Consider the following 26794-nt stretch of genomic DNA (forward strand, 5'->3'; position numbering starts at 1 on the left):
CACAAGTTCCGTTTCTTTTTTCCGGGGGCAGTCGCGATGGTCCGTTCCGGTCCGCCGCATCGACGCATCATCGCCTTGCCGGGGCGGCCGGAGGTCTGCGAGTGCGCGGGCGAATGGCTGCGGCAACAGGCCGGTGGCCACGACGTCCTGTGGGTGGGCCGCAGCGCGCCCCCGGATCTACCCTCGGTGCGTCCGGCCCAGGCCGGAGACTGGCTGGGCCGCGAGCGCGACGTGGTGGTATTCGAGGCGCAGTCCGGTGTCCCCGCCGATGCCCTGGTGATCGTCAGCGGCATCCTGCGCGGGGGTGGGGTGCTGGTGCTGCTCACGGATGCCGGTGGCGCCACGCCGTTCGGCGAGCGCTGGCGACAGGCGCTGGCGGAAGCGGTGGTGGAGCATCCCGACCCTGGACGGCCGGCGAACTGGCCGCGCCCCGCTGGCGCCGTGCCCGGCGAGGGCTGGACCGACGACCAGCAGCGGGTGCTGGAGCGGCTGCGCGACCCGGGCGAACCGGACGCCCCGGGCGAGCGGCGCTGCGACGTGGTGATCGCCCCGCGCGGGCGCGGCAAGTCCACCGTGCTCGGGCAGTGGCTGGGTGAACACCTGCGGCTGTCGGACGCTCCGGACGGGGAGATTGCCGTGACCGCGCCGGCCCCGTCCGCAGCCGAGCGGCTGCTGGCGCAGGCTGCGGAAGGCTCGCCCGTCGTGGATCCCGCGACGCTGTATTGCGCACCGGCGGTCCTGCTGGATACCCCGGCACGGCCCGACCTGCTGACCGTGGACGAGGCCGCGGCCATCCCGGTGGAGCGCCTGCTGGAACTGACCCGGCGCGCCCGGCGGGTGGTGCTGGCGACCACCACCGGAGGATTCGAGGGCAGCGGTCAGGGGTTCCGCCTGCGGGTGCTGCCGGCACTGGAACGGGCCGGCCTGTCGCCGCGGATCCTGCGCCTGCGCGAGCCCGTGCGCTGGGCCGCGGGCGACCCGCTGGAAGACTGGATCAACCGGCTGTTCCTGCTGGAGGCGGCCAGCCACGAGCCGTCGCCCCAGGCCGTGCGTCTGGCGTGGCGCTCGCCGGCCGACCTCGCGGGCGACGCCGCCCGCCTGCAGGCGCTGACCGGCCTGCTGGCCGACGCCCATTACCGCACCCGGCCCTCCGATCTGCAGCGCTGGCTGGACGATCCGGACGTGCATGTCCTGTTGCTGGAAGGGGCACGTGATGGCGCCCTGTTCGGGGCGGTGCTGGTGCAGGCCGAGCCGGGGCTGGAGCCCGAGCTGGCGGACGCGGTGTGGGCCGGCGAGCGGCGGCCGCCGGGACGCTTCCTGCCGTGCACCCTGGCCGCAGTAGGTTCCTTTTCACTAGCGGGCCAGACCGCCTGGCGGATCCACCGGATCGCGGTGCATCCCGCCTGGCAGGGGCGCGGGCTGGGCACGCGCCTGCTGCGCGCCGTGGCCGAACGTGCCGCGCGCGACGGGGTGGGGCTCCTGGGCGCGGCGTTCGGGGTGACCCCGGGCATGCTGCACTTCTGGCGGCGCGAGGGCTTCGCGCCGGTGCGCCTGGGCGTGCGCCCGGATCCGGCCAGCGGGCAGGTCACGCTGATCGTGATGCGTGCGCTGGCCGAGTCCGGCGAGGCGGGGCCGGCGCTGGCGGCGGTGCAGGGAGCGTTCGCCCGCGACTGGCCGTTATGGCGCACGCTGGCCGCGGAGCAGCTGGACAGTGCTACTACCCGTGCCATCGAGCAGAGCCTGCCGGCGCCGGACGAGCATGGTGAAGTCGATGCGGACGATCGCGCCTCGATCGAGGCGTTTGCCCATCGCAGCCGCAGCTTCGAGTGGGCCCTGCCGGCCCTGCGCCGGGCCCTGGCGGCCGAGGCCGTGCGGGATCGCGAGCTGGATCTGAACCCGGGCCAGGACTCGGGCCAGGACTCGGGCCGGGCCCTGCTGCATGCCGCCTGTGTGCAGCAGCAGGACTGGGCGGCCCTGCAAGCGCTGGCCGGGGTCTCCGGCCGGCGCGGGGTCATCCGCCGCCTGCGCGAGGCGGCGGCCCGGTGGCTGGCCGGGAGCCGGCCCGAGATCCGCTAGTCCACCCGCACCAGGCGCGAGCTGACCAGCTCGCCGTGGCGCAGCATCGCGTCGTACAGGGCCTCGCTGCGTTCGGCCAGTTCGGCGTCGTCGTCCCAGGCCCCGGGGCGGTCGAATGCGTCGCCGGCGCGGTACCCGTTGCCTACGGCCTGCACGAAGGCCGCGGCGGCGCGGGTGGTGACGGTCGGGTCGCTGACCGAGCCGTCGCCATGGTCCAGGCGGGCCGGCACGTAGTCGCCGTCGAGCTGGTATTCGAGCGCGCCGAGGAACATGCGGTCCAGCGCCCGGCCCACTTTCTGCTCCAGTTCGGGGTGGCGTTCACCCATCAGGCCGGACGTGCCGTCGCGCTCGCGCAGGATGGAAAACCCGCCGGTGACCTGATGCACGAAGCGCCACTGGCCGCCGACATCCACCTCGTCCGACGCGGCCATGGCCCGGCCGTCGACGAATTCCAGGCGCGCGGGCAGGCCCCAGTCACGCAGCGGCCCGTGTCCGTCCAGCACGGCCGTGGTGATGGCCGCGGCGCGATCCGCCAGGGTTTCCGCCCGTTCCTGGTCGTCATCGTCTCCGTACAGCGCCAGCATCTCGTACAAGCCCTTGTGCCCGCGCAGCATGGCACCGAGCTGATCGACGGACCACTCGGCACCCTCGTCCAGCACGTAGATTCCGGCGTCCGCGTCCCAGGCCTCATCGGCCCGGTCCGCAACCGCACGGGCGACCGCGAGCAGGTCGTCACGCGAATGGCCCAGCCAGCCGGCCAGCGCATCCAGGTCGAGCTGGCCCATGTCATCGGCGCCACCCGGCTTGTCCTGGCGGACCCAGGCATAGGCCGAGGCGTGCAGCGCATCCATGCCGTAGGCGAAGGCCTCGGCATCGCTGGCGTCGGCGCCGTGGATTCGGCCGTCTTCGTGGCGCGTGTTGACCAGATGGTTCTCCAGCTGCGAGATCATAGGACTGGGCTTATGGGTGAGGTCGTCGTACAGCCCGAGGTCCTCGAACCGGCCCGCGCTGTGGTGCATGTGATAGAGATAACTGGCCTCGGCATAGGCGGCCGGGCCGGCCTCGTCTTCCCCACCGACGTGCGCCCGCAGGCGGCCCTGGTCGAGGAACGCCCCCTGGGCGTAGTCCAGCAGGTCCAGCCAGCGTTCGCCGACCGCCTGCATCGGGTCTCCGGCCAGTTCCGGGCGATAGCCTTCATGGCCCATCTCGCTGTCGCGCATCAGCCGGCCCTTGACCGTCAGGGCCCCGAGGGCGGCGAAGGTGTCCTCCGCCCGTGCGCCGTCGACGGAGACCAGCGGCTGGCCGTTGCGGTCCAGGGTCTGGGCGACCGTGCCGGTGCCGGTGTCCGCATGCGCGGCGCCTCCCGCGAGGCTCAGCGCCGCGATCAGGGTGCCGCCGAATCGAGTCGTTGCAGTCATCATGAAACCTCCAGGATCATCCTTTGTGGTGTTCGAAGCCGGGCGGCAGGTGCTCGCGCATCGCGTCGCTGAGCGGGACATCGTGCACCACCATCACCGGCAGACTGGCGTGGCGCACCAGCCACTCGGTGGCCGAGCCCGACAGCATGCTGGCGAGCTGGCTGCGCCCGCGGGTGCCCATCACGATCAGTTCGCCATCCCACTCCTCGGCCAGGCGGGAGATTTCCTCGGGTGCACTGCCCACGGCCACCGCGCATTCCTCGTCGTCCCGCGCCCATTCCTTCAGCCGCGCATGGGCCTGATCCTCCGCCGACTGGCGCATGTCTTTCGAATGCAGCGGCGAGGAGCCGGCCCCGGCCATCGCCCCGGCCGCGCTGCCGCGGGCGACATCTGCGGGTTTCATCACGTGCAGCAGGCGGCGCGTGGCACCGGGGCAATGGTGCCGGGCGATGGCCAGGGCCGCGGCCGAGGCGGAAGAAAAATCGATGGCGACGATGACGCGTTGCAGCATGCGGAAATCCTGATTTTCGAGCGTGCGTGGCGGGGGCGACCCCGTTGGACTTTGAGGCTGGCACTTCAGAAAACGCTGATGAGGTGTTAGACTCTCGCGCCTTTCTCACGGGCGGTTCCTGTGACCTGCTCCTCGTCCGTGATCCAGCGCCGTAACTGGTGGCCACGGGATGCCTAGCAGTACCCCACTGACCGGTGCCCGTCAATCCCACCCGTCTTATCACTGCAGTCGCGGTCTGCACCGTGCTCAGGGCCGGCGCGTCAAACCTCTGATCCGGGAGATTTGCCGTGCAGCAGACGCTAAAGGCCTTCTGGCAACGCCAGCGTGACATCTGGTTCTTCAACGTTCGTGGCGACCTTATCGCGGGGATCGTGGTCGCCCTCGCCCTCATTCCCGAGGCGATCGCCTTCTCCATCATCGCCGGGGTGGACCCGTCGGTGGGGCTGTACGCCTCGTTCTCCATGGCGGTGGTGATCGCGTTCACCGGTGGCCGCCCGGGCATGATCTCCGCCGCCACCGGGGCCATGGCCCTGCTGATGGTCACCCTGGTGGCGGAGCACGGGTTGCAGTACCTGCTGGCCGCGACCCTGCTGACCGGGGTGATCCAGCTGCTGTTCGCCTGGGCGAAGCTGGGGCGTTACATGATGTTCATCCCGCGTACCGTGATGGTCGGGTTCGTGAACGCGCTGGCGATCCTGATCTTCATGTCGCAGGTGCCGTATCTGGTGGACGGTGACACCACCATGTGGGTGCTGGTCTCCGTCGGCCTGCTGATCCTCTACGGCCTGCCGCTGATCCCGGGTTATCCCAGACTGCTGCCGCCCCCGCTGGTGGCCATCGTGGTCCTGACCATCGTGGTCTACTACATGGGCCTGCCCACCATGGAAGTAGGCGACATGGGCGAGCTGCCCGACGGCCTGCCGGTGTTCCTGTTCCCCGACATCCCGTGGAACCTGGAGACCCTGCAGATCATCTTCCCCACCGCGTTCTCGCTGGCCGTGGTCGGGCTGCTGGAATCGCTGATGACCGCGCAGGTGGTGGACGACCTGACCGACACCCCCTCGGGCAAGAACCGCGAAGCCCAGGGGCAGGGCATCGCCAACATCGTGACCGGGTTCTTCGGCGGCATGGCCAGCTGCGCGATGATCGGGCAGTCGGTCATCAACATCAAATCCGGCGGTCTGGGACGGCTGTCTACCCTGTCGGCGGGTCTGTACCTGCTGTTCTTCATCCTTGTGCTGGGGGATCTGGTGTCGATCATCCCCATGGCCGCACTGGTGGCCGTGATGATCATGGTCTCCATCGCCACCTTCGACTGGAGCTCGCTGACCACTCTGCACAAGCTCCCGCGCACCGATGCCACCGTGCTCATCGTGACCGTGGGCGTGACCGTGGTGACCCACGACCTCTCGCTGGGCGTGTTCGCCGGCGTGCTGCTCAGCGCGGTGTTCTTCGCGCGCAAGATGGTCAACGCCGTCCATGTGGAAAGCGAACGACCGGAAGGAAGCAGGACCCGCACGTACAAGGTCCGCGGGCAGCTGTTCTTCGTGGCCGTGGACAAGTTCATCGACAGCTTCGACTACCGCGAGCGCATTCATCACGTGGTCATCGACCTCAGCGAGGCCTCGCTGTGGGACAGCTCCGCGGTGGCCGCCATCGACAAGGTGGTGGCCAAGTTCCGCCGCAATGGCATGGAAGTGGAAGTGAAGGCCCCGCCCGGCCAGAGCGGCGAGCTCCACGACAAGCTCGCGCAGCACGACAAGGAAGGTGGCGCCAGCGAACCCGGGGGGCACTGATCCCTGCCCCGGGGCGTGACCGTGCGCCCCGGGCGTTTCGCTATTGTCCGGCGCCCGCGTTCAGGGCTGCGTCCAGGTGTTCGGTGATGTGGTCGGCTATGCGGGTGTCCAGCCAGTAACGGGGGCGCCCGGGCACGTCTCCGGCCACAAAGCCCACATGCCCGCCGCTCGCCTGCAGTTCCAGCCGGACCCCGGGGCCCAGTTCGCGGGCGGCGGGGATGCTGGTGGCCGGGACGAACGGGTCGTCCGCCGCATGCAGGATGAGGGTCGGCTGGCGGATGGCACCCAGGCGCGGGCGGCAGCTGGCGCGGGTGTAGTAGTCGGCACTATCGCGAAAGCCGTGCAGCGAGGCGGTGATGCGCTCGTCGAACTCGCGCAGCCGGCGCATGCGGTGCAGTTCCGCCAGTGGCAGCGGGGCATCGTCGCGCGCCGCGAACTTGCGCAGCGTCACCCGGCGCAGACCGCGCATCAGATGCCACTGGTAGACCCGCGCGAAGCCGCGCTCCAGGGCATCGGCGCTGGCAGCCAGATCGAACGGCACCGACACCGCCACCGCCGTGGCCAATGGCGTGTCGCCGCGTTCCCCCAGCCACGACAGCAGCATGGAACCGCTCAGGGAAAACCCGCAGACCGCCATCGGCCGGGCGGGATCGCGCCGTTGCAGGGTCTCCACCACGTGGTTGAGGTCGTCCCATGCCGCCGCGTGATAGCTGCGGCGCAGGCGGTTGGGGTGCGAGCCGGCCCCGCGCGAGATCAGCACCGCGCTGCCGATCCCGCGCCGCGCCAGTGCCGCCACCACCCCCAGCGCATAGCCCGAGGTCTCGTCGCCGCCCAGACCGTGGCCCACCAGCACCAGACCGCGTCCCGGCGGCCCCCAGGCCAGCTCGAGGAAATCCCCGTCCGGCAGTTCCAGGCGTTCGCGCTCCAGCCGCACCGGTGGCGGCGCGCGAAACAGTGCCGGAAAGACCGTTTGCGCATGGCGTCCCGGCAGCCACCAGGCCGGCCGGAACGCCTGATCCGTTTTATCCTCGGGCGGGTCGCTCAACCTCTGGTCTCCAGGATCGCCACCGCGATGGGTTCGCGGACAGCGAGCAGGCCATGAAGTGCCCCGAGCGCGCTCGAACCGGGCCACGGCGCCAAAGACGTGGGAAACGATCTTGCCTCCGGATGTCCTGGTGTCGATCGTTTTCGAGACTCCCCGCTCATGGATCGCAGGGATGGACTCGGGGCCGGATGCCGCGCTAACTTAGCACAAGGTAATACTCAGTAATACGAGGTCCACCATGGCAACGTCCCTGAAAATCGATGACGCACTGAAAGCCCGCCTCCAGGATCTCGCCGCCCAACGCCGACGGTCGCCCCACTGGATCATGCTCGAAGCCATCCGCCAATACGTTGACCGCGAGGAAGCCCGAGAGAGTTTCAGGCAGGAAGCCCTGGCGTCCTGGTCGGCCTATCGGGAAACCGGCCAGCACCTGACCGGGCAGGAAGCCCGCGACTGGTTGAGAACATGGGGCACTGACGATGAAGGAGCCGTGCCCGAGTGCCACGAGTAATCGTCACCGCAGGCGCCGCAGAAGTTTTGGAGCGATGCCGGCGCGCTCTCGCCACTAAAGCTCCGGATGCGGCCAGGCGCGCGGGTCAGGTGATCGAGCGGCAATTCCTGCTGCTGGAAACGGCCCCCGATATTGGGCGACCGGACCCTGAAATCCCCGAACTGCGTGAGCTGGTGATTGCCTTCGGCGACTCCGGATTCGTGGCCCTCTACCGTCACGAACCGGCCGACGACGCCGTGTACGTCCTCGCCTTCCGGCACCAGAAAGAGGCGGGTTACTGAATGCGGAGCCCGAGCTTCAATCGCTTGTGCCGTGCATCGGTCACGAACAGCGGAATCCGTAACCGCGCCTTACAGGTTCGGGGCCGGAATTTTCAGATCGTCCGGCGTGAGGCGGTCCGGCAGGAGCGCCTGAACGGCGTCGGGTGCGGCCACTGGACGGCGGGGCGCGCTTACTGGCCCGGCGTCCGTCGACGGTAGACCCCCAGCTCCAGGCGCTCCCACGGATCTTCGCTGTCGCGCTTGTCGATGATGCGGGCCACCAGCTCCTCGTCGCGGTCCAGCAGCTCCGCCGCCATGTCGTTCTCCTCGCGCGGCAGATACCCCAGCTGGTGATCCAGCCAGCACACCGCCACTGCGTTCGGATCGACCGGATTCAGCCGTTCGCGCTGCACCGTCAGCCCCTGCCCGCGGCGCAGATGCGGCCACAGCCGCGGCGCCTCGTGATGCCGATACCCCGCCAGCGGGATCCGCTGCAGGAGCTCCTCCGTGGTCGCCGTGTTCTGAATCCGGTCGCGCCGCGCATAATAACCGCGCAGCACCGGAACGGGACGGGCCTGATCGGGAAAACGGGAACCGTTGCGTTGCATGGGAACCTCCGGGTTCGTGTGGCAGTACCCGTATCCCACCACAGGCGGTGGCTCACACAGTGAGCCACCCCGCACGGGGGTGGTGTGGCGAGGGAGGTTCAGGTGTAACGGGTGGCGGCCTCGCGCAGGGTGTCGGCGACGCGCTGGCGCAGGGATTCGGGGGCGATGACTTCCACGCCGGGGCCGTGGCGCAGGATTTCCTGGATCAGTTCGGTGGGGTCGGAGTAGGGGATCTGCAGTTCCCAGGTGTCGCCGCGGTACTGGCCGATCTGGTCGGGGTGCCAGGTTTCGTCGGCGACCCAGCGGGCGTGTTCGGGGGTGAAGCGCAGTACGGCCCATTCGCGTGCGGGGCCGGTGAAGATGCCGAAGGCGGCGCCGATGTGGCGGTCGAGGTCGGCATCGGCTTCTTCGCGCAGGGGGGTGTCCTGCACGGGGGTGGCGGCGCGGATGCGTTCCAGGGCGAAGGTGCGCAGGGCTTGGGCGTTTTCGCACCAGGCGATCAGGTACCAGTTGTCGCGGTAGTAGAGCAGGCGCTGCGGGTGGATGCGGCGCCGGGTGGCGCTGTCGCGGGCGCGGCCGTGGTAGTCGATGTCCAGCGGGTGGCCGGCGAGGGTGGCTTCGGCGGCGACGCGGAAGGTGTCGGCAGCGCTGGTGCGATGGGCCTGGGGCTGGATCTGGATGCGCCGGCGGAGTTCGGTGGAGTCCTGGCCGCCGGTCTCCAGCAGGCGGCGGATGCGGGTCTTCATCGGGCCGATGACGGGGGCGAGCAGGCCCGGCTGCATGTCTTCCAGAAGCTGTTCCATGGTCAGCAGGGCGAGCAGCTCGGATTCGTTGAACCACAGCCCGGGCAGTTCGAAGGCCGGGGCGTCGGGGTCGTAGCGGTAGCCGTTGGCCTGCGCGTCGTACTCGATGGGCGCCTGCATGAAGTCGCGCATGTATTCGATGTCGCGCTTGAGGGTGGCGCGCGACACCCCGAGCTGCTCCACCAGCTGCGCCAGCGAGGGCGGCTGGCGGCTTTCCTTGAGCCGGCGGTGCAGGTGGAAGATGCGTTCGGCGCGGTTCATGGGGCGGATCGGGCGGCGGATCAGTGCAGCCGACGGCTGACGCGGATGATCTCGTCGTCGGAGGTGAGGATCTCGCGCTGGAAGCCGTGGCGGCGGGCGAGGGCGAGCATGCCGTCGTTGTGGCGCAGGACCTCGCCGAACAGTTCGCGCAGGCCGTTGCGGCGGGCGGAGTCGACGATGGCCTCCATCAGCAGGGAGCCCACGCCGCGGTCCTGCCAGGCGTCGCTGACGACCACGGCGAATTCGGCGCTCTCGCCGTCGGGCTCGGTGGTATAGCGGGCCACACCCACCTGGACTTCCTGACCGTCGGCGTGGTCCACGGCGATGAAGGCCATCTCGCGGTCGTAGTCGATCTGGGTGAAGCGCACCAGCATTTTGGGCGTGAGTTCCTCCAGCGAGCGCATGAACCGCAGGTAGCGGGTCTTTTCCGACAGGCTGCGCACGAAGGCCTGCTCGATGGCGGCGTCTTCGGGGCGGATGGGCCGCAGTTCCAGCTCGTGGCCGTCGCGGGTGGTGACGGTGTGCGCCACGTGTCCGGGATACGGGTGGATGGCCATGTGGGCGTAGTGGCGGGTGTCGTGCCCGGGCTCGGCGAGCTCGATGCGGGCGTCCACGGCCATCACGCCGTGCTCGCCGGCCTGCAGCGGGTTGATGTCCAGCGAGGCCAGCTCGGGCAGTTCGCAGGCCATCTCCGAGACCCGCAGCAGCACCTGCTCGACAGCCTCGCGCGGTACCGGCGGGGCGCCACGGAACTCGCCCAGGGTGCGCGCGGCGCGGGTCTGGTCCACCAGGCGTTCGGTCAGTGACTGGTTCAGCGGCGGCAGGGCGATGGCCTGGTCGCCGATGACTTCCACCGCGGTGCCGCCCAGGCCAAAGGCGATCACCGGGCCGAACACCGGGTCACGCGAGATCCCGACGAGGAGTTCGCGGGCGTGGCCGACCTCGGACATGCGTTCCACGGTGACGCCTTCGACATCGGCGTCGGGGAAGTGCTCGCGGATCTGGTCCAGCATCTCCTGGGTCTGCTGGCGCACGGTCTGCACGCTGCGCAGGTTGAGGCGTACGCCGCCGAAGTCGCTCTTGTGGCTGATCCCGGTTGCGCTGATCTTGAGCGCCACCGGAAAGCCCAGGGTCTCGGCGGCCAGCATCGCGTCGGCCGGATCGCGCGCGAGGATGCTGGGGTTGGTGGGGATGTGGAAGGCGGCCAGCACGGCCTTGGACTCGCGGATGCTGAGGACCTTGCGGCCGTCGTTGCGGGCGTTCTGCAGGATCAGGCGGGCGCCCTCGACGTCCGACGGGGTCTCGTCGCACAGCGGGCCGGGGGTCTGCAGCAGCATGCGCTGGTTGCGGCGGTGTTCGATCAGCCAGGCGAAGGTCTCGATCGCCGCTTCGGGCGTGCGGTACTGCGGGATCCCGGCCTCGTCGAAGCGCCGGCGCGCGCTGGCCACCAGCGGGTCGCCCATCCAGCAGGCCAGCACCGGCTTGCGGCTGTTGCGCGCCTGTTCGATCACGGCCTCGGCGCAGGCGTCCGGGTCGGTCATGGCCTGCGGGGTCAGCAGTACCACCGCCATATCTACGCCGGGGTCGGCCAGCGTGATGCGCAGCGCCTCGCCGTAGCGTTCGGCGGTGGCGTCGCCGAGGATGTCGATCGGGTTGCCGTGCGACCAGTGGCCGGGGAGCAGGTCGTTCAGCGCGTCCATGCTCTTGTCCGCCAGGCTGGCCAGTTCCAGGCCGAGGTCGGCGGCACGGTCCACGGCCATCACCCCGGGCCCGCCGCCGTTGGTCAGGATCGCCAGGTTCTCGCCGCGCAGGCGCATGCCCTGCGCCAGGATGTGCGCCGCGGAGAACCACTGCGAGACGCGCTCCACGCGGACCACGCCGGCGCGTTCCAGCGCGGCATCGAAGACTGCGTCGGAGCCCATCATCGCGCCGGTGTGGGTGGCCGCGGCCTGGGCGGTGGCGGCGTGGCGCGCCGACTTGAGCACCACCACGGGTTTCATGCGGGCGGCTGCACGCAGGCCGGAGAGGAAACGCCGGGTGTGGCGGATGCCCTCGACGTACAGCAGGATGCCCTGGGTCTCGGGGTCGACCGCGAGGTAGTCCAGCAGCTCGCCGAAGTCGACGTCGGCGGCGTCGCCGGTGGAGGCCACCCCGGAAAAGCCAATGCCGGTGGACTGTGCCCAGTCCAGCACCGCGGTGACCAGCGCGCCCGAGCTGGAGACCAGCCCCAGCTTTCCGGGCAGCGCCTGGTTGTGGCTGAAGGTCGCGTTGAGCCCGATCCGCGGGCGCATGATGCCGAGGCAGTTGGGGCCGATCAGGCGCATGCGGTAGCGCTGCGCGATTTCCACGCATTCCTGCTGCAGGCGCTGGCCCTCGCGCCCGGCCTCGCCGAAGCCGGCCGACAGGATCACCGCGCCGCGCAGACCGGCCTCGCCGCAGTTGCGCAGGATGGCGGGCACGGCCCGCGCGGGCGTCGCGATCAGCGCCAGGTCCACGCGGTGCTCGCCGGGGCGCAGTTCGGGCACGCAGGGCAGCCCCTGCACCGTGTCATGCTTGGGATTGACCGGGACCAGCATGCCTTCGTAGCCGGCGGTCAGCAGGTTGGCCAGGACAGTCTGGCCCACGGCCCCCTCGCGCTCGGTGGCGCCGAACACGGCGACGCCGCGGGGATTGAAGATCTTGTCGAGGATATGGGTGCCCATGCATGCTTCCTGCGGTGGTGGATCCGATGAATTGGTGCTGCCCGGAGGGGCCTTCATAACATGAATCTTGCCTTTTTATCTCCCGATGCCGGGCTGGAACACGACAACGGGCCCGGGCATCCGGAGTGTCCCGAGCGGCTGACCGCGATCCGCGACCAGCTGGTGGCCGGCGGGCTGGACCCGTGGATCCTGCATCGCGAGGCGCTGCCGGCCGGACGCGCCGACCTGCTGCGGGTTCATACCGAGGCCCACGTGGCACAGGTGCTGCGGCATGTGCCGGCGGGCGAGCGGGTCATGCTCGACGGCGACACCGCGCTGTCCCCCGGCAGCCACGAAGCGGCCCTGCTGGCGGCAGGCGCGGGCATGACCGCGGTGGACTGGGTGATGGGCGCGCAGGGCCGGCGCGCGTTCTGCGCCGTGCGTCCGCCCGGGCACCATGCGCGCGCCGACCGCGCCGCGGGGTTCTGCCTGTTCAACAACGTGGTGATCGCCGCGCGGCACGCGCAGGCCCGCCACGGTATCCGGCGCATCGCCATCGTGGACTTCGACGTGCATCACGGCGACGGCACCGAGGCGCTGGTGGCCGGGGATCCGTCCATCCTGTTCGCGTCGTCGTTCGAACATCCCGCCTACCCCGGGTCGGGCGTAACGCCACTGGGCGACAACTGCCTCAACGTGCCCGTGCCCGGCGGCTCGTCCGGCGGACAGTGGCGCGAGGCGGTGGCCGCGGCCTGGTTCGAGCAGTGGGATGCGTTCGCCCCGGAGCTGGTGCTGGTGTCGGCCGGTTTCGACGCCCACCGCGAGGATGAACTCTCGCGCCTGGCCCTGAGCGAGGACGACTACGCCTGGATCAGCGCGCGCATCGTGGAGCTGGCCGAGCGGCACGCACAGGGGCGGGTGGTCTCCATGCTGGAAGGCGGTTACGCCCTGCACGCGCTGGGGCGCAGTGCGGTGGCCCACATGCGCGAGCTCGGAGGGCTGTAACCCCCGGCGCTATTCGTGCGCGGCCACGCGGTTGCGGCCGCGACGCTTGGCCTCGTACAGGGCCTCATCGGCGCGCTTGAAGGTGTCCTTCAGCGGTTCCCCTGGCTGGTGCTCCGATACCCCGATGCTGACGGTGACATGGCCGGGGCCCGGGAAGACTGCCTTCCCGACCCGCGAGCGCAGGGTTTCGGCGACCTTGCGCGCACGGGGCAGTTCGGTGGCCGGCAGCAGGATCATGAATTCCTCGCCGCCCCAGCGGCCCACTACATCGGACTTGCGCAGGCGTTCCTGAAGGACCCGCACCAGGGTCTGCAGCACCTCGTCGCCAACGTCGTGGCCGAAGGTGTCGTTCACGTCCTTGAACCGGTCCAGATCGAGCAGCAGGATCGAGAACGCATCGCCGTGGCGGTCGGTGCGGTTGGCCTCCTGTTCCAGCAGGCTTTCCAGGTGGCGCCGGTTGGCCACGCTGGTCAGGCGGTCGTGCAGGGCCTGGCGTTCCAGCTCCGCCTCCAGGTGCTTCTGCCGCGAGATGTCGTGGAACACCGCCACGTAGTGTTCCACCGGTCCGTCGTCCCCGGATCGCAGCGCGGTGATGGACATGTACAGGGGGATCCGCGTCCCGTCCTTGCGCCGGTCCCAGGCCTCGCCTTCCCAGTGGCCCTGCTCGTCGAGGCGGCCGAACAGGTCGGAATAGAAAGACCGGTCGTGCTCGCCCGATTTCAGCAGTTCCCGCGGGTTGGCGCCGATCGCCTCCGCCGCGCTGTAACCGGTGATCTCCTCGAACGCCGGGTTGGCCCGCAGGATCCGCCCGTCGGCGTCGGTGATGAAGATCGCATGGCTGGCGCGGAAGGTCGCCGCCAGCAGTTCCAGTTCTTCCTCCAGCTCGCGGCGTTCGGTGATGTCGACCAGGTAGCCGTGATAGTGATCAACCGCCCCGAATTCATCGCGTTCGATGGTGGTGAAGTCGAGCATCCAGCGCCACCCGCCGTCACGGTGGCGCATGCGGTAGGGGCTGTGCTGGAAGTTGGCGCTGCGATCATCGGTATGCGCCTGCACTTCCCGGTCCAGGCGTTCGCGATCGTCGGGATGCACCAGATCGTTATGCGGCGTGCGTTCGCCGGCCAGTTCCTGCGGGTCGTAGCCCAGGATCTCGCGTACGTTGGGCGAGACATACTGGATGGGCCAGCCCGGGCCATTGTCCCGGGCAAAGATCAGCGTCGGGCCGGCCATGAACAGGTTGCGCTCGCGTTCCAGCGCCAGGCGCTGTTCGCGCCGGGTCAGTTCATGTCCGATCCACTGCGCCATCAGGTTGATCAGGTCGCGCTCGAAGGGCACGAAGGCTTCGCGCGGTCGCCGCGCGACAAAGCTCAGCACCGCGCGCAGTTCGCCGTTCACGTGCACCGGCATGCCGAAGCACGCACTGGCCCCCGGTGTCTCCGAGATGCTGCAGCCATCCACCCGGGACTCCGGGTGGTGGTAGCCGACCGGGCCCGGGTCCTGCAGGGCGTTGTCACAGAACGGGGCCCCGGTGTCGCCGGGACGCCCCGGGGCCTCGGGCCACTCGCCGGCGGCCTCCAGGATGCGCCGGCTGCCGTCGTCCACCCGCACCAGGCGGCCGTGGTCCATGGCGAATTCGCGCAGGCCGAGTTCCAGCAGCGCGCGCAGCTTGCCGGCGTCTTCGGTGTCCGCAGTGCTGGTGATCCGGTGCAGCTCCTGCAGGGCGTTCTGCCGGCGCTGCTCCAGGGCCTCGCGCGTCTTCTCCGGGCGGATGTCGCGGATGATGGTGGAGTAGTACTCGGGCTCGCCGTCGCCATCGAAGTGCGCAATGATCCTCTGCGACACGGGTATCTCGTGTCCGCCGGCATCCAGCAGTGCGGACTCGCCTTCCCAGAAACCGGTGCGGCGGGCGGTCGGGAGCCCTTCCCGCTGCAGTCGGCGCGTGGCCCATTCGGGGTGAAGCCACTCGCCGGCGCGCTCTCCGGAGAAGTAATCGCGATCCTGCTCCGGGGCCGCGCCACCTTCCGCGCCCGGCAGGCCCAGCATCTCCTTGCCGCCGCGGTTCACGTAGTGGATGCTGCCGTCGGCATCGGCCATGGAGACGAAGTCCGGCGTAGCCTCGAGGATCTGGATCAGGCGTTCGCGGCCGCGCTCGGCCTCGCGCTGCTCGGTCACGTCGATCCCCACCCCCTGGAACCAGGCGGCCCGCCCGTCCGCGTCGAAGAACGCCCGGTTGCTCCACATGATGGTGCGCAGCTCGCCGTCGGCCCGCGGCAGGGTGTTCTCGAAATGTCCCACCGGCCGTTCCGGGGTGAAGCTGTCCAGATGCGCGCGGACCCGAGCGACGTCCGCCTCCGGGGTCCAGTCCAGCCAGCGCTGGCCCAGCACCTCCTCCGACGTGCGTCCCTGGAATTCCAGCATCGCGCGGTTGGCATGCAGCAGCGTGGTGTCCGGGAGGTAGCGGGTGACCAGATGCGGGTGGTCGTCCACCAGGCTGCGGTACAGCGCCTCCTGCTGCGCCAGTTCGCGGCGTGCGCGGTGACGGGTCACGGCGTAGACCAGGCTGCGCTGGAGCAGGTCTTCGCCCAGCCGGTTCTTGCTGAGGAAATCCTCGGCCCCCGCCTCGATGGCGTGCGCCCCGGTGGCCGCATGGTCGTCGCCGGTGAGGACCACCACGGGGAGCTCGCGGGTCGTCGACAGCACCCGCTGCAGGGTCTCGTCCGGGGCCGAATCGGGCAGGTTCAGGTCCAGCAGGATCGCGTCGAATGCGGCGGCGTCGCGTGCCAGGTGCTCCCGGGCCTCCTGCAGCCGGCGGCAGTGTGTGGTGTCGAACCGCGTGGTCCCGTTCGGGATGGCGAGCAGATCCCGCACCAGGACCGCATCATCCATGTTGTCCTCGATCAGCAGAACGCTGAGGCGAGGGGAGTCCTCGGGGCGGGGGGGCTCGGACGCGCGGGGCGGCATCGGTTCCTTCCGTGCATGGTTCACGGTCTGCAGGATAACCGCTGCCTGTCGGCGAATACAGCGACGGTGCCCGGGCTCAGGCCGGGGCGGGTACGGCCGACCACTCCGGCGGGGGCGTCCAGTGTTCCAGCCAGCCCTCCAGCGCGTCCGGCGGCAGCGGGCGGGCGATGGCATAACCCTGGCCGTTCTCGCAGCCCATGCCGATCAGGATGCGCCCCTGTTCGACCGTTTCCACGCCCTCGGCCAGGACCAGGCGGTCGAATGCCCGGGCCAGGCCCACCACCGCCTCGATGATCGCCCGGTCATCGGCGTCCTCCAGCATGTCGCGGACATAGCTGCGGTCCATCTTCAGCGCGTTGGCGGGCACGCGCTTGATGTAGGTCAGCGACGAGTAGCCGGTGCCGAAGTCGTCGATGCTCATGGACACGCCCAGTTCGCGGACCGCACGCATGTTCGCCTCCGCCGCCGCGGCGTTGTCGAACGCGGTGCTTTCCAGCACCTCGATCTCGAGATCGGCCCGCGGGATGTCCGGATGGCGATCCAGGATGTTTTCCAGGCGTCGTGGCAGGTCGCCGCTCTCCAGCTGCAGGGCGCCGATATTGACGCTGACCGGCAGATGACGGCCGGCCGCGCGCCAGGCCTCCATCTGGCGCATCGCCTCCTCCAGCATGTACTCGCCGAGCTCGATGGAGACCGGGTCGTTTTCAATGGTCGGGAGGAACTCGCCCGGCGTCAGCAGGCCGTGATCCGGATGCCGCCAGCGCACCAGGGCCTCAACGCCCAGGATGGTGCCGGTGCGCATGTTCACCTTGGGCTGGTATTCCACGCTCAGTTCGTTGCGATGCATCGCCTGGCGGAAGGCGCTGATGGTGCGATGCCGGCTGGCCACCCGCTGGTACTGGCCGTGGTCGAAATATTCCCAGGCCCGGTCGCGGCGCAGCTTGGACTCGTACAGCGCATGGTCGGCCTGGCGCAGGACCGTTTCCGGGTCGAGGCCGCTGCGTGGCGGGCGGATCGAGATCCCGGCGCTGACCGAGACGTTCTCGCTGGCGCCGGCGGGTCCCTTGTCCGACACCGGCAGTTCGTTACCGGCTTCGATCACCGAACACATCACCTCCTCCAGGCGTTCGATCGCCACGGAGCTGCGCAGCACCAGGATGAACTCGTCGCCGCCGCGGCGTCCGAGCAGGGCATCGTCGTTCAGACGTTCGCGCCAGCGGCGGCTCAGTTCGGCCAGGATCCGGTCCCCGGCCGCCGTGCCTAGGCGGTTGTTGAGAGCACCAAAGTCGTCCACGTCGATGGATATCAGGGCCAGGGCCGTATCGTCGTGCTCGGTGGTGACCTGCTCCAGCGCCTGCATGATCCCGGCCCGGTTGGGCAGGCCCGTCAGCGGATCATTGAACGAACGCCATTCCAGTTCGCGGCGGTGTTCCAGCTCGCGGGTCATGTTCTCGTAGAAGGCGACGCGCAGCCTGCGGCCGTGATCGCGGAGTTCGCCGCCGCGGGTGATGCGGACCGGGACGTCGCGCTGCGTGGCGGTGCGCACCCGGCTGTACAGCGGCGGACTGTCGTGTCCGGCGGGGGCCTCGGGCGGTGCCGTCAGGTGCGCGGCAATCCGCTCGCGCTCGTCGTCCGGGTGCAGATCGGTGATGGGCCGCTGCTTCAGCTCGTCCTCCGCGTGGCCGGTCATCCTGCAGGCGGCGGGGTTGGCGTCGAGTATGCTGCCGTCTTCGGCATCCAGGATCAGCAGGGGGTGAATGAAGCAGTCGAACAGGGTGCGAAAGCGGTTCTCGGCCTCTTCCTGTCCGCGCGAGGCGAGATGCCTGGCGAACTGCGAGACCTGGCGCTCGATATGTACGTAGGTGTTGAGCAGGGATTCCAGGCTTGCCGATGACTGTTCGCGGAAATGCCGCGCAGCCCGTTCGCGCGCCTCGGCCACCCCGACCCCGGCTTCCAGTGCGTTGATGGCGGCGGCCATCTGCTTGTCGCTGCGCAGGATGTGCAGGGTCAGCCAGCGGACCAGGAACTCCAGCAGGGGCTGCAGGCGATATTCGTCGGGGCCCTCCAGGGCGGCGATGCGGTCCAGTTCGTCGATGAACCCCGCGTGGGCCTGGCAGTGGCGGGCGAACCATTCGTCGTCGCGGAAGGCCCGTGCCCAGATGCCTTCCTCGGTCTCGAAGTGGTAACGCGCGTAGTCGCGCAGTTCCGCGACGATCCCGTCGGCCGTGGCCTCGTCGGTGCCCTCCAGCACCGTGCGGGCCAGGCGGTTGATGAGGTCCACCAGGTAATGATGCTGGCGGTCCACCTCGGGGATGCGGGTCAGGAATTCATCGCCCCAGGGGAAGATCTCGAATTCGTCCGTGTTCATGGTGCTGCTCCATTTCCCGCTGCCCCTTCTGCATAGAGTGTACGCACCGGAGGGCGGGTTTTCCCAGCGGCCGCTTGTGGCAGTCCGGGGAACCCCCGACGGGAGCCGCGGTGCGGCGGGCCACGGTCAGGTCCCCGAGACAGGATTCCAGCAGCAGCTCACGGATGATCTCGTGTTCGGGATCGGCACCGGGGCGCCCGCGGCAGTCTTCCGGGCACAGTCGTCCGGATTCCATGAGATCGGCGAGCTCCCGGCCCTGCCATTCGGCGACCACCCGGCGCGAGTCACGGTCGAGGATGCGGACGCGGGGGGACGGGCATTCCAGCCAGGCATCGAGGGTCAGCATGTGGAGCTCCTTCTTGCAGTAAATGCGAATCGTTCGCATTTAATAGTCGTCGTTCCGGCGGCTGCCGTCAAGTGACGGATGTCTCGTCTTCCCGGGGCCGGCGTTTCCTTCAGGCGTCCAGCCGCAGGACGAGCCGCGGGTCGCCCGCGGCCGGCTGCGGGGAACGGTGCACCGCGGCCTGTCCGGCGCCGCCGGGAAAGCGTTCGCCCTTCATCAGGATCACGTGCCCGCGGGCGATCCGCAGGGGGTCATGGCCGGTGAGCACGCCGTCGTTGTCGCCGCAGCCCAGGCGGCTGCGGTCGACGTGGCGGTCGTCCACGTATTCGGTGCCGGGGCCGGTATAGCTGCACAGCATGCGCAGCTCCAGCTGGTCCACGTGGAACAGCGGGCAGGGTCGGGCCTCCAGCACTTCCAGCTGGGCGCGCAGGATCACGCGCCGGGTGACCACCGCGAAGTTGCGGGCCAGGTGTTCGATGTCGAGGGCCAGGTGATGGATGTCGAACGGCCGCGTTCCCGCCGCCTCCAGCAGGCCGGTGCGGATCTGGTCCGGCCGGCCCCGGGGCTCGAGTTTCAGTCCGGGGCTCTGCTCCGCCAGGGTCTGTGCCTGAAGCCGCAGCTCCTCCGTTTCCGGACGACGCCAGATCAGGGCGTTGACGTCCTCGCGCCGGATCCCGTGCAGCTCGGCGGCCCGGTCAATGAAACGATGCCGGGACGCTGCGGTCGCGCGGGTGCGGGGACGGGTGCTCACGAGATCACCTCGGTTTCTTCTTCGGTCTCTTCCGCGCCGTTCTGCAGCCGCCACTCGGGGAACGGGTCGCGATACTCGCGCCAGGCGTCGGCTCCCGCGGCCAGCTCGTCGTCGTCCAGCAGGCAGGCGTCCAGGCGCTGGCGGATGGTGTCGGGATCCATGTCGATGCCGATCACCACGATCTCCTGGCGGCGGTCGCCGTAGCGCTCGTCCCAGTGGGGCGCGACGTGGCTCTGCCACCAGTCGGCGTCCACCGGCCGGCGTTCCGGAGGCACCGAGGCCCACCAGAAGCCGGCGGCGTGATGGGTCAGCGCGCCGCCGGCCTGCGACAGCGTGCCCACCCAGTCCGGTCGCGACGCCAGCCAGAACCAGCCCTTGCTGCGGATCACGCCGGGCCACTCCCGGTGCAGGAGGTCGAAGAAACGCCCGGGGTGGAACGGCCGGGTCGCCCGATAGACGAAGCTGTGGATCCCGTACTCCTCGGTTTCGGGAGTGTGGTTGCCCATCAGTTCCTGCGCCCAGCCGGGGGCCTGGGCCGCGCGGTCGAAATCGAAGCGTCCGGTGCCGAGGAGTTCGCGCGGCTGCACTCGTCCATGGTCGATCTCGATTACGTGTGCATTACGGTTCAGGGCCCGCACTACGCGATGCGCCTGGCGGCGCTGTTCGTCGGTGGCGCGGTCGATCTTGTTCAGCAGGATGACGTCGGCGAACTCGATCTGGTCGACCAGCAGGTCGACGACGGTGCGTTCGTCGTCCTCGCCCAGCGACTCGCCGCGGTCGCTCAGGTCGTCGGGGGAGGCGTAGTCCTGCAGCAGGGAGGCGGTGTCCACCACCGTGACCATGGTGTCGAGGCGCGCGACGTCATCCAGCGAGGCATCGTTCTCGTCGCGGAAGGCGAAGGTGCTGGCCACCGGCATTGGTTCGGAGATGCCCGTGGACTCGATCAGCAGGTAATCGTACTGGCCGGATTCGGCCAGGCGGCGTACCTCCACCAGCAGGTCGTCGCGCAGGGTGCAGCAGATGCAACCGTTGCTCATCTCCACGGTGCGGGCGTCGGTGCGCGAGACGCCGCCCTGATCACCGTGGTCGACGTGGTCGCCTCGCACCAGCGCGCCGTCGATGTTGATCTCGCTCATGTCGTTGACGATCACGGCGATCTTGAGCCCCTCCTGATTGTGCAGCAGATGGTTGAGGACGGTGGTCTTGCCGGCGCCGAGGAATCCGGAAAGGACGGTGACGGGCAGACGTTCGGTCATGGCGGGCTCCCGGGGATTGTGTTGGATGTCACTCATGGAACAGATGTTCGGTCGCTTCCATGCGCTCCTTGGCCTCCACGCTCAGCGTGGCGGTGGGGCGGGCCAGGAGTCGGGGCAGGCCGATGGGGTCCCCGGTCTGCTCGCAGAAGCCGTAATCGCCGGTCTCGATGCGATAGAGGGCTTCGTCGATCTTTCTCAGCAGCCGGTTCTCGCGTCCCCGAATCCGCAGTTCGAGCTGGCGGTTTTCCTCTTCGCTGGCGCGGTCCAGTTCGTCCGCGGCCTGACTGCTCTGGCGCAGATCGCTGCGCACCTGCTCGATATCGTCGAGGACCTGTTCACGCATGGCCTGCAGGCGTGCGCGGAAGAACTCGAGCTGCTGCGGGTTCATGTAAGCCTCCTCGGGCATCGCGAGGAGCTCGTCTTCGGTGCGTGGGATGTTATGGATCGTCTCGCTCATGGCGTTACACTATAACGTTACTGATGCACGGTCACAACGGCCCCGCGCCGGTGACCCGACCCTTGCGGGAGACACCATGGATTCAGCCAGCGAACACTGGAGCACAGACCTGCCGGACGTGGCGACCGGGACGTCGCGTCGCGCCTCGACCCTGGACTGGGTGGGCATGGAGCGCATCGCACTGCCCCTGCAGGTGGCCGGGCAGCCGGTCGCCGCGCGCGCCGATGCCGGGGTCAGCCTGGACGATCCGAAGGCCCGCGGCATCCACATGTCGCGGCTCTACCTGGCCCTGCGCATGCTGATCCACCGCGAGCTGGACTGCGCGCGGCTGGACCACGTGCTGGATGCGTTCCTCGAGTCGCACGAAGATCTGTCGGGGCGCGCCGCGCTCTCGCTGGAGGGCGAGGCACTGCTGGAACGGCCGGCCATGGTCAGCCCCCTGGCGGGCTGGAAGGCGTATCCGTTTCGCGTGGATACGGAAAAGGACGACCGCGGTACGCAGATCCGCCTCGGGATCGAGATCGGGTATTCCTCGACCTGTCCCTGCTCGGCGGCACTCGCCCGCCAGGCCATCCAGGAACGCTATGATCAGGACTTCGGGACGGCGCCGCCGGATCCGGACCGGCTGCGTGAATGGCTGGGCAGCGAGGCGGGCATCATGGCGACACCGCACAGCCAGCGCAGCCGGGCGTGGGTGGAGGTGGGCCTGCGGCCGGATGCCGAGACCTTTCCGTTCCGCTTTCTGGTCGATCGGGTCGAGCAGGCGCTGGGCACCGCGCTGCAGACCGCGGTCAAGCGCGCCGACGAGCAGGCGTTTGCGGTGGCCAACGGTGCGAACCCGATGTTCTGCGAGGATGCCGCGCGGCGTCTCGACGAGGCCCTGGAGGCCCCGTTCGGGGCGCGCGGTTACCGCATCCACGTGCGCCACGAGGAGAGCCTGCATGCGCACGATGCGGTGGCGCGGGTCGAGCGGCCGCCGCGCGGGGCCTGAGGCCGGGCAGCAGGGCTATTCCTGTTCTCCGGCCTGTTCTCCGGCCTGACCGTAGAAGCGCTGCAGCGGGTCCTCGAAGCTGCGGTGACGGTCGGCCATGGGCTCCGCCGAGATCAGATAGTCGGCACCGTACTTGAGCCCTTCCTTCTGCCGGGCCATGGGCAGGGCACGGGCGCGTAGCTGCTCGATGTAGCCGCGCATGGACTCGGCGGTGTCCGGATCGGTGAACTGATCCAGCTGGCGCAGCGCGAGGTCGAGCTGCCCGTTCACGAAGCGTTCGCGGTAGCGGATCGGGAAGTAGCGCGTCTCCATCACCCGGAAGCCCGCCTGGCCCAGCTGGCGAAGCACCCAGGGGGAGGGATACTCGCGGTACGGCATGCTGCCGCTCAGCAGCAGGCAGGCGTCGCGGACGCGGCCGATCTCGCGCACCAGGCGTCCGGCCTCGGTGTCGGGATCGCTGGGCACGTAGGGTTCCACGCCGATGATGTACAGCCGCTGGCCGACATGCGGACGGATACGGTGCAGGGCCTGCTCCTGCCAGTAGGGAGAGAAGCCCTCGATGGCACCGATGAAATAGTCCAGCAGGACGGTGTCGAAGCGCTCGCCGTACAGCAGGTGTTCGGAGTGCCAGTTGCCCACCAGCACGCGGTCCTGTGGCCGGCGCCGGTCGCCCGCGGCCTCCTGCACCGTGCGCGCCATGTTCTGCGAGGCGGTGATGGCGGTCCAGCGTTCGGTGCCGAGTTCGGTGATCCACTCGATGGACTTGCGGCCGGTCCCGGCATCGAGAAAGCTGCCCCAGGGCAGCGATCCCTGCATCTGCTCGATGGCCTGAAAGATCGGCGAGCTCGTACCCGAGCCCTGCGGGTTTTCACTCATGGTTGCATTCCTTGGTTGCAGAGGGAGATCGGAGAATCAGTGTGTGCGCCGCAGGGCGGCGCCCGCCCGGGCCAGCAGAGCCAGAAGCAGCAGCACGACCACCAGCACCGGTGCAAAGGGTTGATCCAGTGGCAGGCTGATGGTCCAGGCGACCAGGAAGCCTGCGATCGCCAGGCCCTGGGTCCACAGCAGCGCCCCGGTCAGGCCGCGGGCCAGAAAGGCCGCCCCCCAGGCCGGCAGCAGCAGGGTGGCCAGCGCCGCGGGCATGCCCAGCACCATGCTCCCGAGTACGATCACGGCGACCAGCCATGCGGTCTCCAGCCAGCGCGCGACCGTCGGGGGTGCCGGCGCGGCGGAAACGTCCGGGGCGAGCTGGGCATGCAGCCAGACCCGGCGCAGCCACGGCCACAGCACTGCGCTGGCCACCCCGGCGACGACCACCGCGACCAGCTCGCCCGGGCCGGCGAAATACAGCTGCCCCTCGGCCCACGCGGCCGCTGCGATGCTTGCCTGCGAGAAATTGGCCGCCAGCAGGGTGACCGCGGCCAGTCCGCCCAGGAACAGCGCCAGCGGCAGGCGTTCGGCATCGCGGACCCTTTGCAGCAGGGCCATCACCCCGGCCCCCAGGGCCAGCGCGACCGGCAGCACCGGCCAGTGCAGGACCGAGGCCAGCACCCCACCGGCGGCGGCCCACTGGCCCAGCGCCAGCGCCTGCCAGACCGAGCCGCGCAGGAACAGGCCGCTGCCCGCCAGCGCCAGCACCAGCGTGATCAGGAATCCCGCCACGAAAGGCGTCAGCAGCAGATCAGTCATGGGCGTCGAGGTAGTCCTGCAGGGGGTGGCGTTCGACGCCGAGGGCGCCCAGCAGTTCGTCGTCGTGGCTGGTCATGACCAGAGTGGCGCTGGCGGGCAGGGCGGTGATGAGTTCCACCGCGTCGGCGCGGACCTCGGCATCCAGGTGGTTGGCGGGCTCGTCCAGCAGCACCAGGTGGGGGCGGCCGGTGTCGCGGTCGGCGGCCTCAACGGGTGCCAGTACGGAGGCCAGACGCAGGAGCTGCCACTGGCCGCCGCTGAGGTGGTCCAGACGCCGGCGCAGCAGCGCCCGGATGCGAGGGTGTTCGGGCACGCGCGTACCCATGGCCCGGAACCAGTCGTGTCCGGAAAGGGGCCATGGGTACGGGCGCGGATGATCCTGGGCCAGCAGGCTGATGCGGGTGCCGGGAGCGGTAGTGAGCCGCCCCCCGTGCACCCGCGCCTGCCCCGTCAGGCACTTGAGCAACAGCGACTTGCCGGACCCGTTGGGGCCGGTGAGCGCCCAGCGTGCCCCGCCCGGGACCGCAAGACTGAGCGGCCCGAGGACGGGGCGGTCAAAGCCCGGGCGCGCGGCCCGGGCCTCGATGACGGGGGAGTCGGACATCCGCGCAGCCTAGCGGGTGCGGAAGGTGGATGCCCAGGTTTCCATCAGCTCGAGGTAGCCGTCCAGGCCGGCGTCCTGGGGCGGATCCAGCGGTACGGCGTGGCTGTCCCAGCCGAGTTCGCGCTCGAGGAATTCGGCCCCGCGCGGCGGCTGGAACTCGGCGTACAGCACGTGACCGTCCATGCCTTCCAGCTCGCCGACCAGGCTCTGCAGGTGGCGACCGGTGGGCGGGATACCCGGTGCCGGTTCGAGGTAGCCGACGACAGTGGCGGGCAGCCACTCCTCGAGATAGTCGAGGTCTTCGTGATAGACCACGATGTTCTGGTCGGGGGCCAGTTCGCCGGCGAGGTCTTCGGCATGCTCGCGCAGCCGCTGCGCGGTCTCTTCAGCGCGTTCGCGATAGACGTCCGCATTGGCGGAGTCGAGCTCCGCGAGCCGCTCGCCCAGGGCCAGGCCGACTTCCGCCATGCGCAGGGGGTCGACATTGAAATGCGGATTGCCCTCTTCATGGACGTGGCCCATGTTGGGCCCGTCCTGGGTGATGGAGCGGCGCAGATCGACCTTGCCGGCGGCATAGAAATGGCCGGGCTGCCCCTCGTTGATGGCCGGGTTGGACGCACCGCGGGTGGCGGCCGGCAGCCAGCCTTCTTCCAGCCCGGCGCCCAGTTCCAGCAGCAGGTCGGCGTTGCGCAGGGCGGCCATGAAGCTGGGCCGGGCATCCAGATAGTGGGCGTCTCGGTCGGGCGCCGCCAGGACACGCACGCGGGTTTCGTCGCCGCCGATTTCACGCGCAAGCGCTCCCAGGCTGGAGGTCGTGGCGACCACGTTGAGCTCGTCCGCGGAGGCCTGCGCGGGCAGGAACAGTGCGGTGGCGAGTGCGGCGCCGGTCAGGGCGGAGAGCCCGATGGCCGGACGTTGCTGCGGGGTCTTGCGGTTTTTCATGGGTACTCCTTGAAAAATGCAGGCTTTGCGCGAGGCCCGTGGCGGGGCCTCGCGCTCCGTGAGGGGTCGATCAGAAGCGGTGCGCGCCGTGGGCGCCCAGCGCCACGTTCACCTGGAACATGAATTCGAGGCCGCGATCGCGGTCGCCATGATCGTCGACGAAGTCGTTCTGCGTGAGCTGCGCGCGCAGGAACACCGGCTCCACCGGACGGAAGGTGACCTGGGCCGAATGGCGGTACGAGGTGTCCATCGATTCGATCGTGAAGTATTCGTCCCCGTGGTGATGGCTGCCCTCGACCGCGTCGTTGGTCAGACCGAGGGCTTCGGTCCGCAGACCGGCCTGCCAGCGGGGAGCGAAGCCGTAGATGCCCTCGACATAGAGACCGTCCTGCTTCTCGGTCAGGCTGTCCGTCCCTTCCCAGTGCATATGGGTGTGGTGGCCATGGCCGTGTTCGTGGCCGTCAAACTGATCCAGGCTGCGGCGGACGTAGAAATATTCGCCCTTCACGTTCCAGTCGCCGTGGCCGTAGGCACGGCCGGAGTCGTATTTGTAGACCGCGTCCAGGCCGGCGAACCAGGCATCGCCTTCAAGGGCGTGGCCATGGTCACCATGGATTTCGGTCACCCCGGTCTGGGTGACATAGCCGCCGGAGACGCCGAACCGGGCGGCATGATCGGGGCCGAAATCGGGCCCGACCCTGGCGAAAGCGGTGGCGATGCGCGGCCCGCTCTTCTCCGAGACCGGGCCGTCATCGAACGCGGCGATGCCGCCGTCCTGATCCCCCTGCAGGAGCTCCACGCCCAGCTGGGTGTAGGTCTCGGTCGGTGCGACCCAGGTCCCCTGCACGCCGATTTCCTGCAGGCCGTGGTCGCCGAACAGGTATTCGTTCACCAGCGGGCGGTCGACGAAATCCCAGTCGTGGACGTGGCGGCTGTTGATGTAGCCGATGTCCGACAGGAATTTGCCCGCCTTCAGCTGGAGACCGGCCGGCAGTGAGCGGGTGGTCAGATAGGCCTCCTCGACCTCGATGTCGCTGTCGTCGAAGCCGATCATCAGGGTGCCGTCCAGCAGGCCGCCCAGGTCGGCCTCGAACACCAGTTCGTTGTGGCCGAGGTTGAAGCCGTCGTCGAAGGAATGGTCGTGGTCGTGATCATGGCCGTGGTCATGCCCGTCGTCGAAGCCGGCGGGCTCGTGAACCCCTTCGCTCATCTCGTTGTAGTAGACCCCTTCCAGGATCAGCGAGATGTCCATGCCCCAGTCCGAACCCGAGTCGTCCGGGGCCTGGGCGGCGGCCAGGGCCGGCGTGGCGCAGGCCAGAACGGTCAGGCCCGTCAGGGCGTTGCGATGGTGTCGCGCGTTCAGCATGTCTTTTCTCCCCTTGTGAAAACTGGTTGCCTCCGTACATCGCTATTCAGACGTTATAGCGTAACGAAATAGCGTAAGAACGATATAATGT

23 protein-coding genes are annotated in these 26794 nt (G+C 69.3%); 6 read left to right on the forward strand and 17 right to left on the reverse strand.

Annotated features, from left to right (window positions below):
* Positions 1-36 precede the first annotated feature (36 nt).
* Positions 37-2076: a GNAT family N-acetyltransferase gene (locus F790_RS0104185; RefSeq protein WP_019590920.1), complete on the forward strand. Its 2040-nt coding sequence runs from the start codon at positions 37-39 to the stop codon at positions 2074-2076.
* Here F790_RS0104185 and F790_RS0104190 read toward each other — a convergent pair.
* Both F790_RS0104190 and F790_RS0104195 read right to left on the reverse strand, forming a co-directional pair.
* Complete coding sequence (locus F790_RS0104190) at positions 2073-3497, reverse strand: hypothetical protein (protein ID WP_019590921.1); 1425 nt, start codon at positions 3495-3497, stop codon at positions 2073-2075. The two genes, F790_RS0104185 and F790_RS0104190, sit on opposite strands and share 4 nt — an antisense overlap.
* 13 nt (positions 3498-3510) lie before the next feature.
* Entirely contained in the window at positions 3511-4005 is a 495-nt protein-coding gene (locus F790_RS0104195; RefSeq protein ID WP_018869630.1) for a universal stress protein, read from the reverse strand.
* A gap of 287 nt (positions 4006-4292) precedes the next feature.
* Here F790_RS0104195 and F790_RS0104200 point away from each other — a divergent pair, with 287 nt between their 5' ends.
* A complete protein-coding gene (locus F790_RS0104200; RefSeq protein ID WP_019590922.1) occupies positions 4293-5801 on the forward strand; it encodes a SulP family inorganic anion transporter in 1509 nt (502 codons plus the stop codon).
* A 40-nt stretch (positions 5802-5841) separates the two neighbouring features.
* Here the strand turns inward: F790_RS0104200 and F790_RS0104205 are convergent, their stop codons facing one another.
* Positions 5842-6846, reverse strand: a complete 1005-nt coding sequence (locus tag F790_RS0104205; protein ID WP_019590923.1) for a hydrolase — start codon at positions 6844-6846, stop codon at positions 5842-5844.
* Between the two features lie 238 nt (positions 6847-7084).
* On the opposite strand from F790_RS0104205, the gene F790_RS0104210 reads away from it, so the two are divergent.
* Together F790_RS0104210 and F790_RS0104215 are read left to right on the forward strand one after the other, a co-directional pair.
* Entirely contained in the window at positions 7085-7357 is a 273-nt protein-coding gene (locus tag F790_RS0104210; RefSeq protein ID WP_018869633.1) for a CopG family ribbon-helix-helix protein, read from the forward strand.
* 26 nt (positions 7358-7383) lie between these two features.
* Entirely contained in the window at positions 7384-7638 is a 255-nt protein-coding gene (locus F790_RS0104215) for a type II toxin-antitoxin system RelE/ParE family toxin (protein ID WP_024329990.1), read from the forward strand.
* Positions 7639-7808: 170 nt separating this feature from the next.
* Here F790_RS0104215 and F790_RS0104220 read toward each other — a convergent pair whose 3' ends face one another.
* The 3 genes from F790_RS0104220 to F790_RS0104230 all read right to left on the reverse strand — a co-directional run bounded on the left by F790_RS0104220 (position 7809) and on the right by F790_RS0104230 (position 11991).
* Positions 7809-8225, reverse strand: a complete 417-nt coding sequence (locus tag F790_RS0104220) for an HIRAN domain-containing protein (RefSeq protein WP_018869635.1) — start codon at positions 8223-8225, stop codon at positions 7809-7811.
* Between the two features lie 98 nt (positions 8226-8323).
* Entirely contained in the window at positions 8324-9289 is a 966-nt protein-coding gene (locus F790_RS0104225) for a YafY family protein (RefSeq protein WP_019589001.1), read from the reverse strand.
* Between the two features lie 20 nt (positions 9290-9309).
* The gene (locus F790_RS0104230; RefSeq protein ID WP_019590924.1) at positions 9310-11991 is read right to left on the reverse strand and encodes a bifunctional acetate--CoA ligase family protein/GNAT family N-acetyltransferase; all 2682 of its coding nucleotides are present in this window, start codon (positions 11989-11991) and stop codon (positions 9310-9312) included.
* Between the two features lie 60 nt (positions 11992-12051).
* Here F790_RS0104230 and F790_RS0104235 point away from each other — a divergent pair, with 60 nt between their 5' ends.
* On the forward strand, positions 12052-12975 hold the full coding sequence (locus tag F790_RS0104235) for a histone deacetylase family protein (RefSeq protein WP_019569428.1): 924 nt from the start codon (positions 12052-12054) through the stop codon (positions 12973-12975).
* 9 nt (positions 12976-12984) lie between these two features.
* Here F790_RS0104235 and F790_RS0104240 read toward each other — a convergent pair whose 3' ends face one another.
* The 6 genes from F790_RS0104240 to dksA form a co-directional block, all read right to left on the reverse strand.
* On the reverse strand, positions 12985-15936 hold the full coding sequence (locus F790_RS0104240) for a PAS domain S-box protein (RefSeq protein WP_019590925.1): 2952 nt from the start codon (positions 15934-15936) through the stop codon (positions 12985-12987).
* Between the two features lie 76 nt (positions 15937-16012).
* Positions 16013-18304 carry a bifunctional diguanylate cyclase/phosphodiesterase gene (locus F790_RS0104245; protein WP_019590926.1) on the reverse strand — a complete coding sequence of 764 codons (2292 nt, stop codon included), beginning with the start codon at positions 18302-18304 and terminating at the stop codon, positions 16013-16015.
* Positions 18264-18650, reverse strand: coding sequence for a hypothetical protein (locus F790_RS13715; protein ID WP_019590927.1), 387 nt, complete (start codon positions 18648-18650; stop codon positions 18264-18266). Before F790_RS13715 ends, F790_RS0104245 begins: the two co-directional genes overlap by 41 nt.
* A gap of 109 nt (positions 18651-18759) precedes the next feature.
* Positions 18760-19398 carry a DUF1826 domain-containing protein gene (locus tag F790_RS0104255; protein WP_019590928.1) on the reverse strand — a complete coding sequence of 213 codons (639 nt, stop codon included), beginning with the start codon at positions 19396-19398 and terminating at the stop codon, positions 18760-18762.
* Complete coding sequence (gene zigA / locus F790_RS0104260; protein ID WP_019590929.1) at positions 19395-20654, reverse strand: zinc metallochaperone GTPase ZigA; 1260 nt, start codon at positions 20652-20654, stop codon at positions 19395-19397. Before zigA ends, F790_RS0104255 begins: the two co-directional genes overlap by 4 nt.
* Positions 20655-20682: 28 nt before the next feature.
* Complete coding sequence (gene dksA, locus F790_RS0104265; RefSeq protein WP_019590930.1) at positions 20683-21111, reverse strand: RNA polymerase-binding protein DksA; 429 nt, start codon at positions 21109-21111, stop codon at positions 20683-20685.
* A gap of 76 nt (positions 21112-21187) precedes the next feature.
* Here dksA and folE2 point away from each other — a divergent pair, with 76 nt between their 5' ends.
* Positions 21188-22102 (forward strand): GTP cyclohydrolase FolE2, encoded by a 915-nt coding sequence (folE2, locus tag F790_RS0104270; protein ID WP_019590931.1) that lies wholly within the window; start codon positions 21188-21190, stop codon positions 22100-22102.
* 15 nt (positions 22103-22117) lie between these two features.
* Here folE2 and F790_RS0104275 read toward each other — a convergent pair whose 3' ends face one another.
* From F790_RS0104275 to F790_RS0104295, 5 genes are all read right to left on the reverse strand, one after another.
* Entirely contained in the window at positions 22118-22978 is an 861-nt protein-coding gene (locus F790_RS0104275; protein WP_019590932.1) for a class I SAM-dependent methyltransferase, read from the reverse strand.
* Positions 22979-23014: 36 nt separating this feature from the next.
* On the reverse strand, positions 23015-23791 hold the full coding sequence (locus F790_RS0104280) for a hypothetical protein (RefSeq protein ID WP_019590933.1): 777 nt from the start codon (positions 23789-23791) through the stop codon (positions 23015-23017).
* Entirely contained in the window at positions 23784-24395 is a 612-nt protein-coding gene (locus tag F790_RS0104285; protein ID WP_019590934.1) for an ABC transporter ATP-binding protein, read from the reverse strand. Before F790_RS0104285 ends, F790_RS0104280 begins: the two co-directional genes overlap by 8 nt.
* 9 nt (positions 24396-24404) lie before the next feature.
* The gene (locus F790_RS0104290; RefSeq protein WP_018869649.1) at positions 24405-25337 is read right to left on the reverse strand and encodes a metal ABC transporter substrate-binding protein; all 933 of its coding nucleotides are present in this window, start codon (positions 25335-25337) and stop codon (positions 24405-24407) included.
* 70 nt (positions 25338-25407) lie between these two features.
* Positions 25408-26703 (reverse strand): hypothetical protein, encoded by a 1296-nt coding sequence (locus F790_RS0104295; protein WP_019590935.1) that lies wholly within the window; start codon positions 26701-26703, stop codon positions 25408-25410.
* Between the last annotated feature and the right edge of the window lie 91 nt (positions 26704-26794).

The sequence above is a fragment of the Thioalkalivibrio sp. ALE20 genome, assembly GCF_000381405.1.
Lineage (GTDB): Bacteria > Pseudomonadota > Gammaproteobacteria > Ectothiorhodospirales > Ectothiorhodospiraceae > Thioalkalivibrio.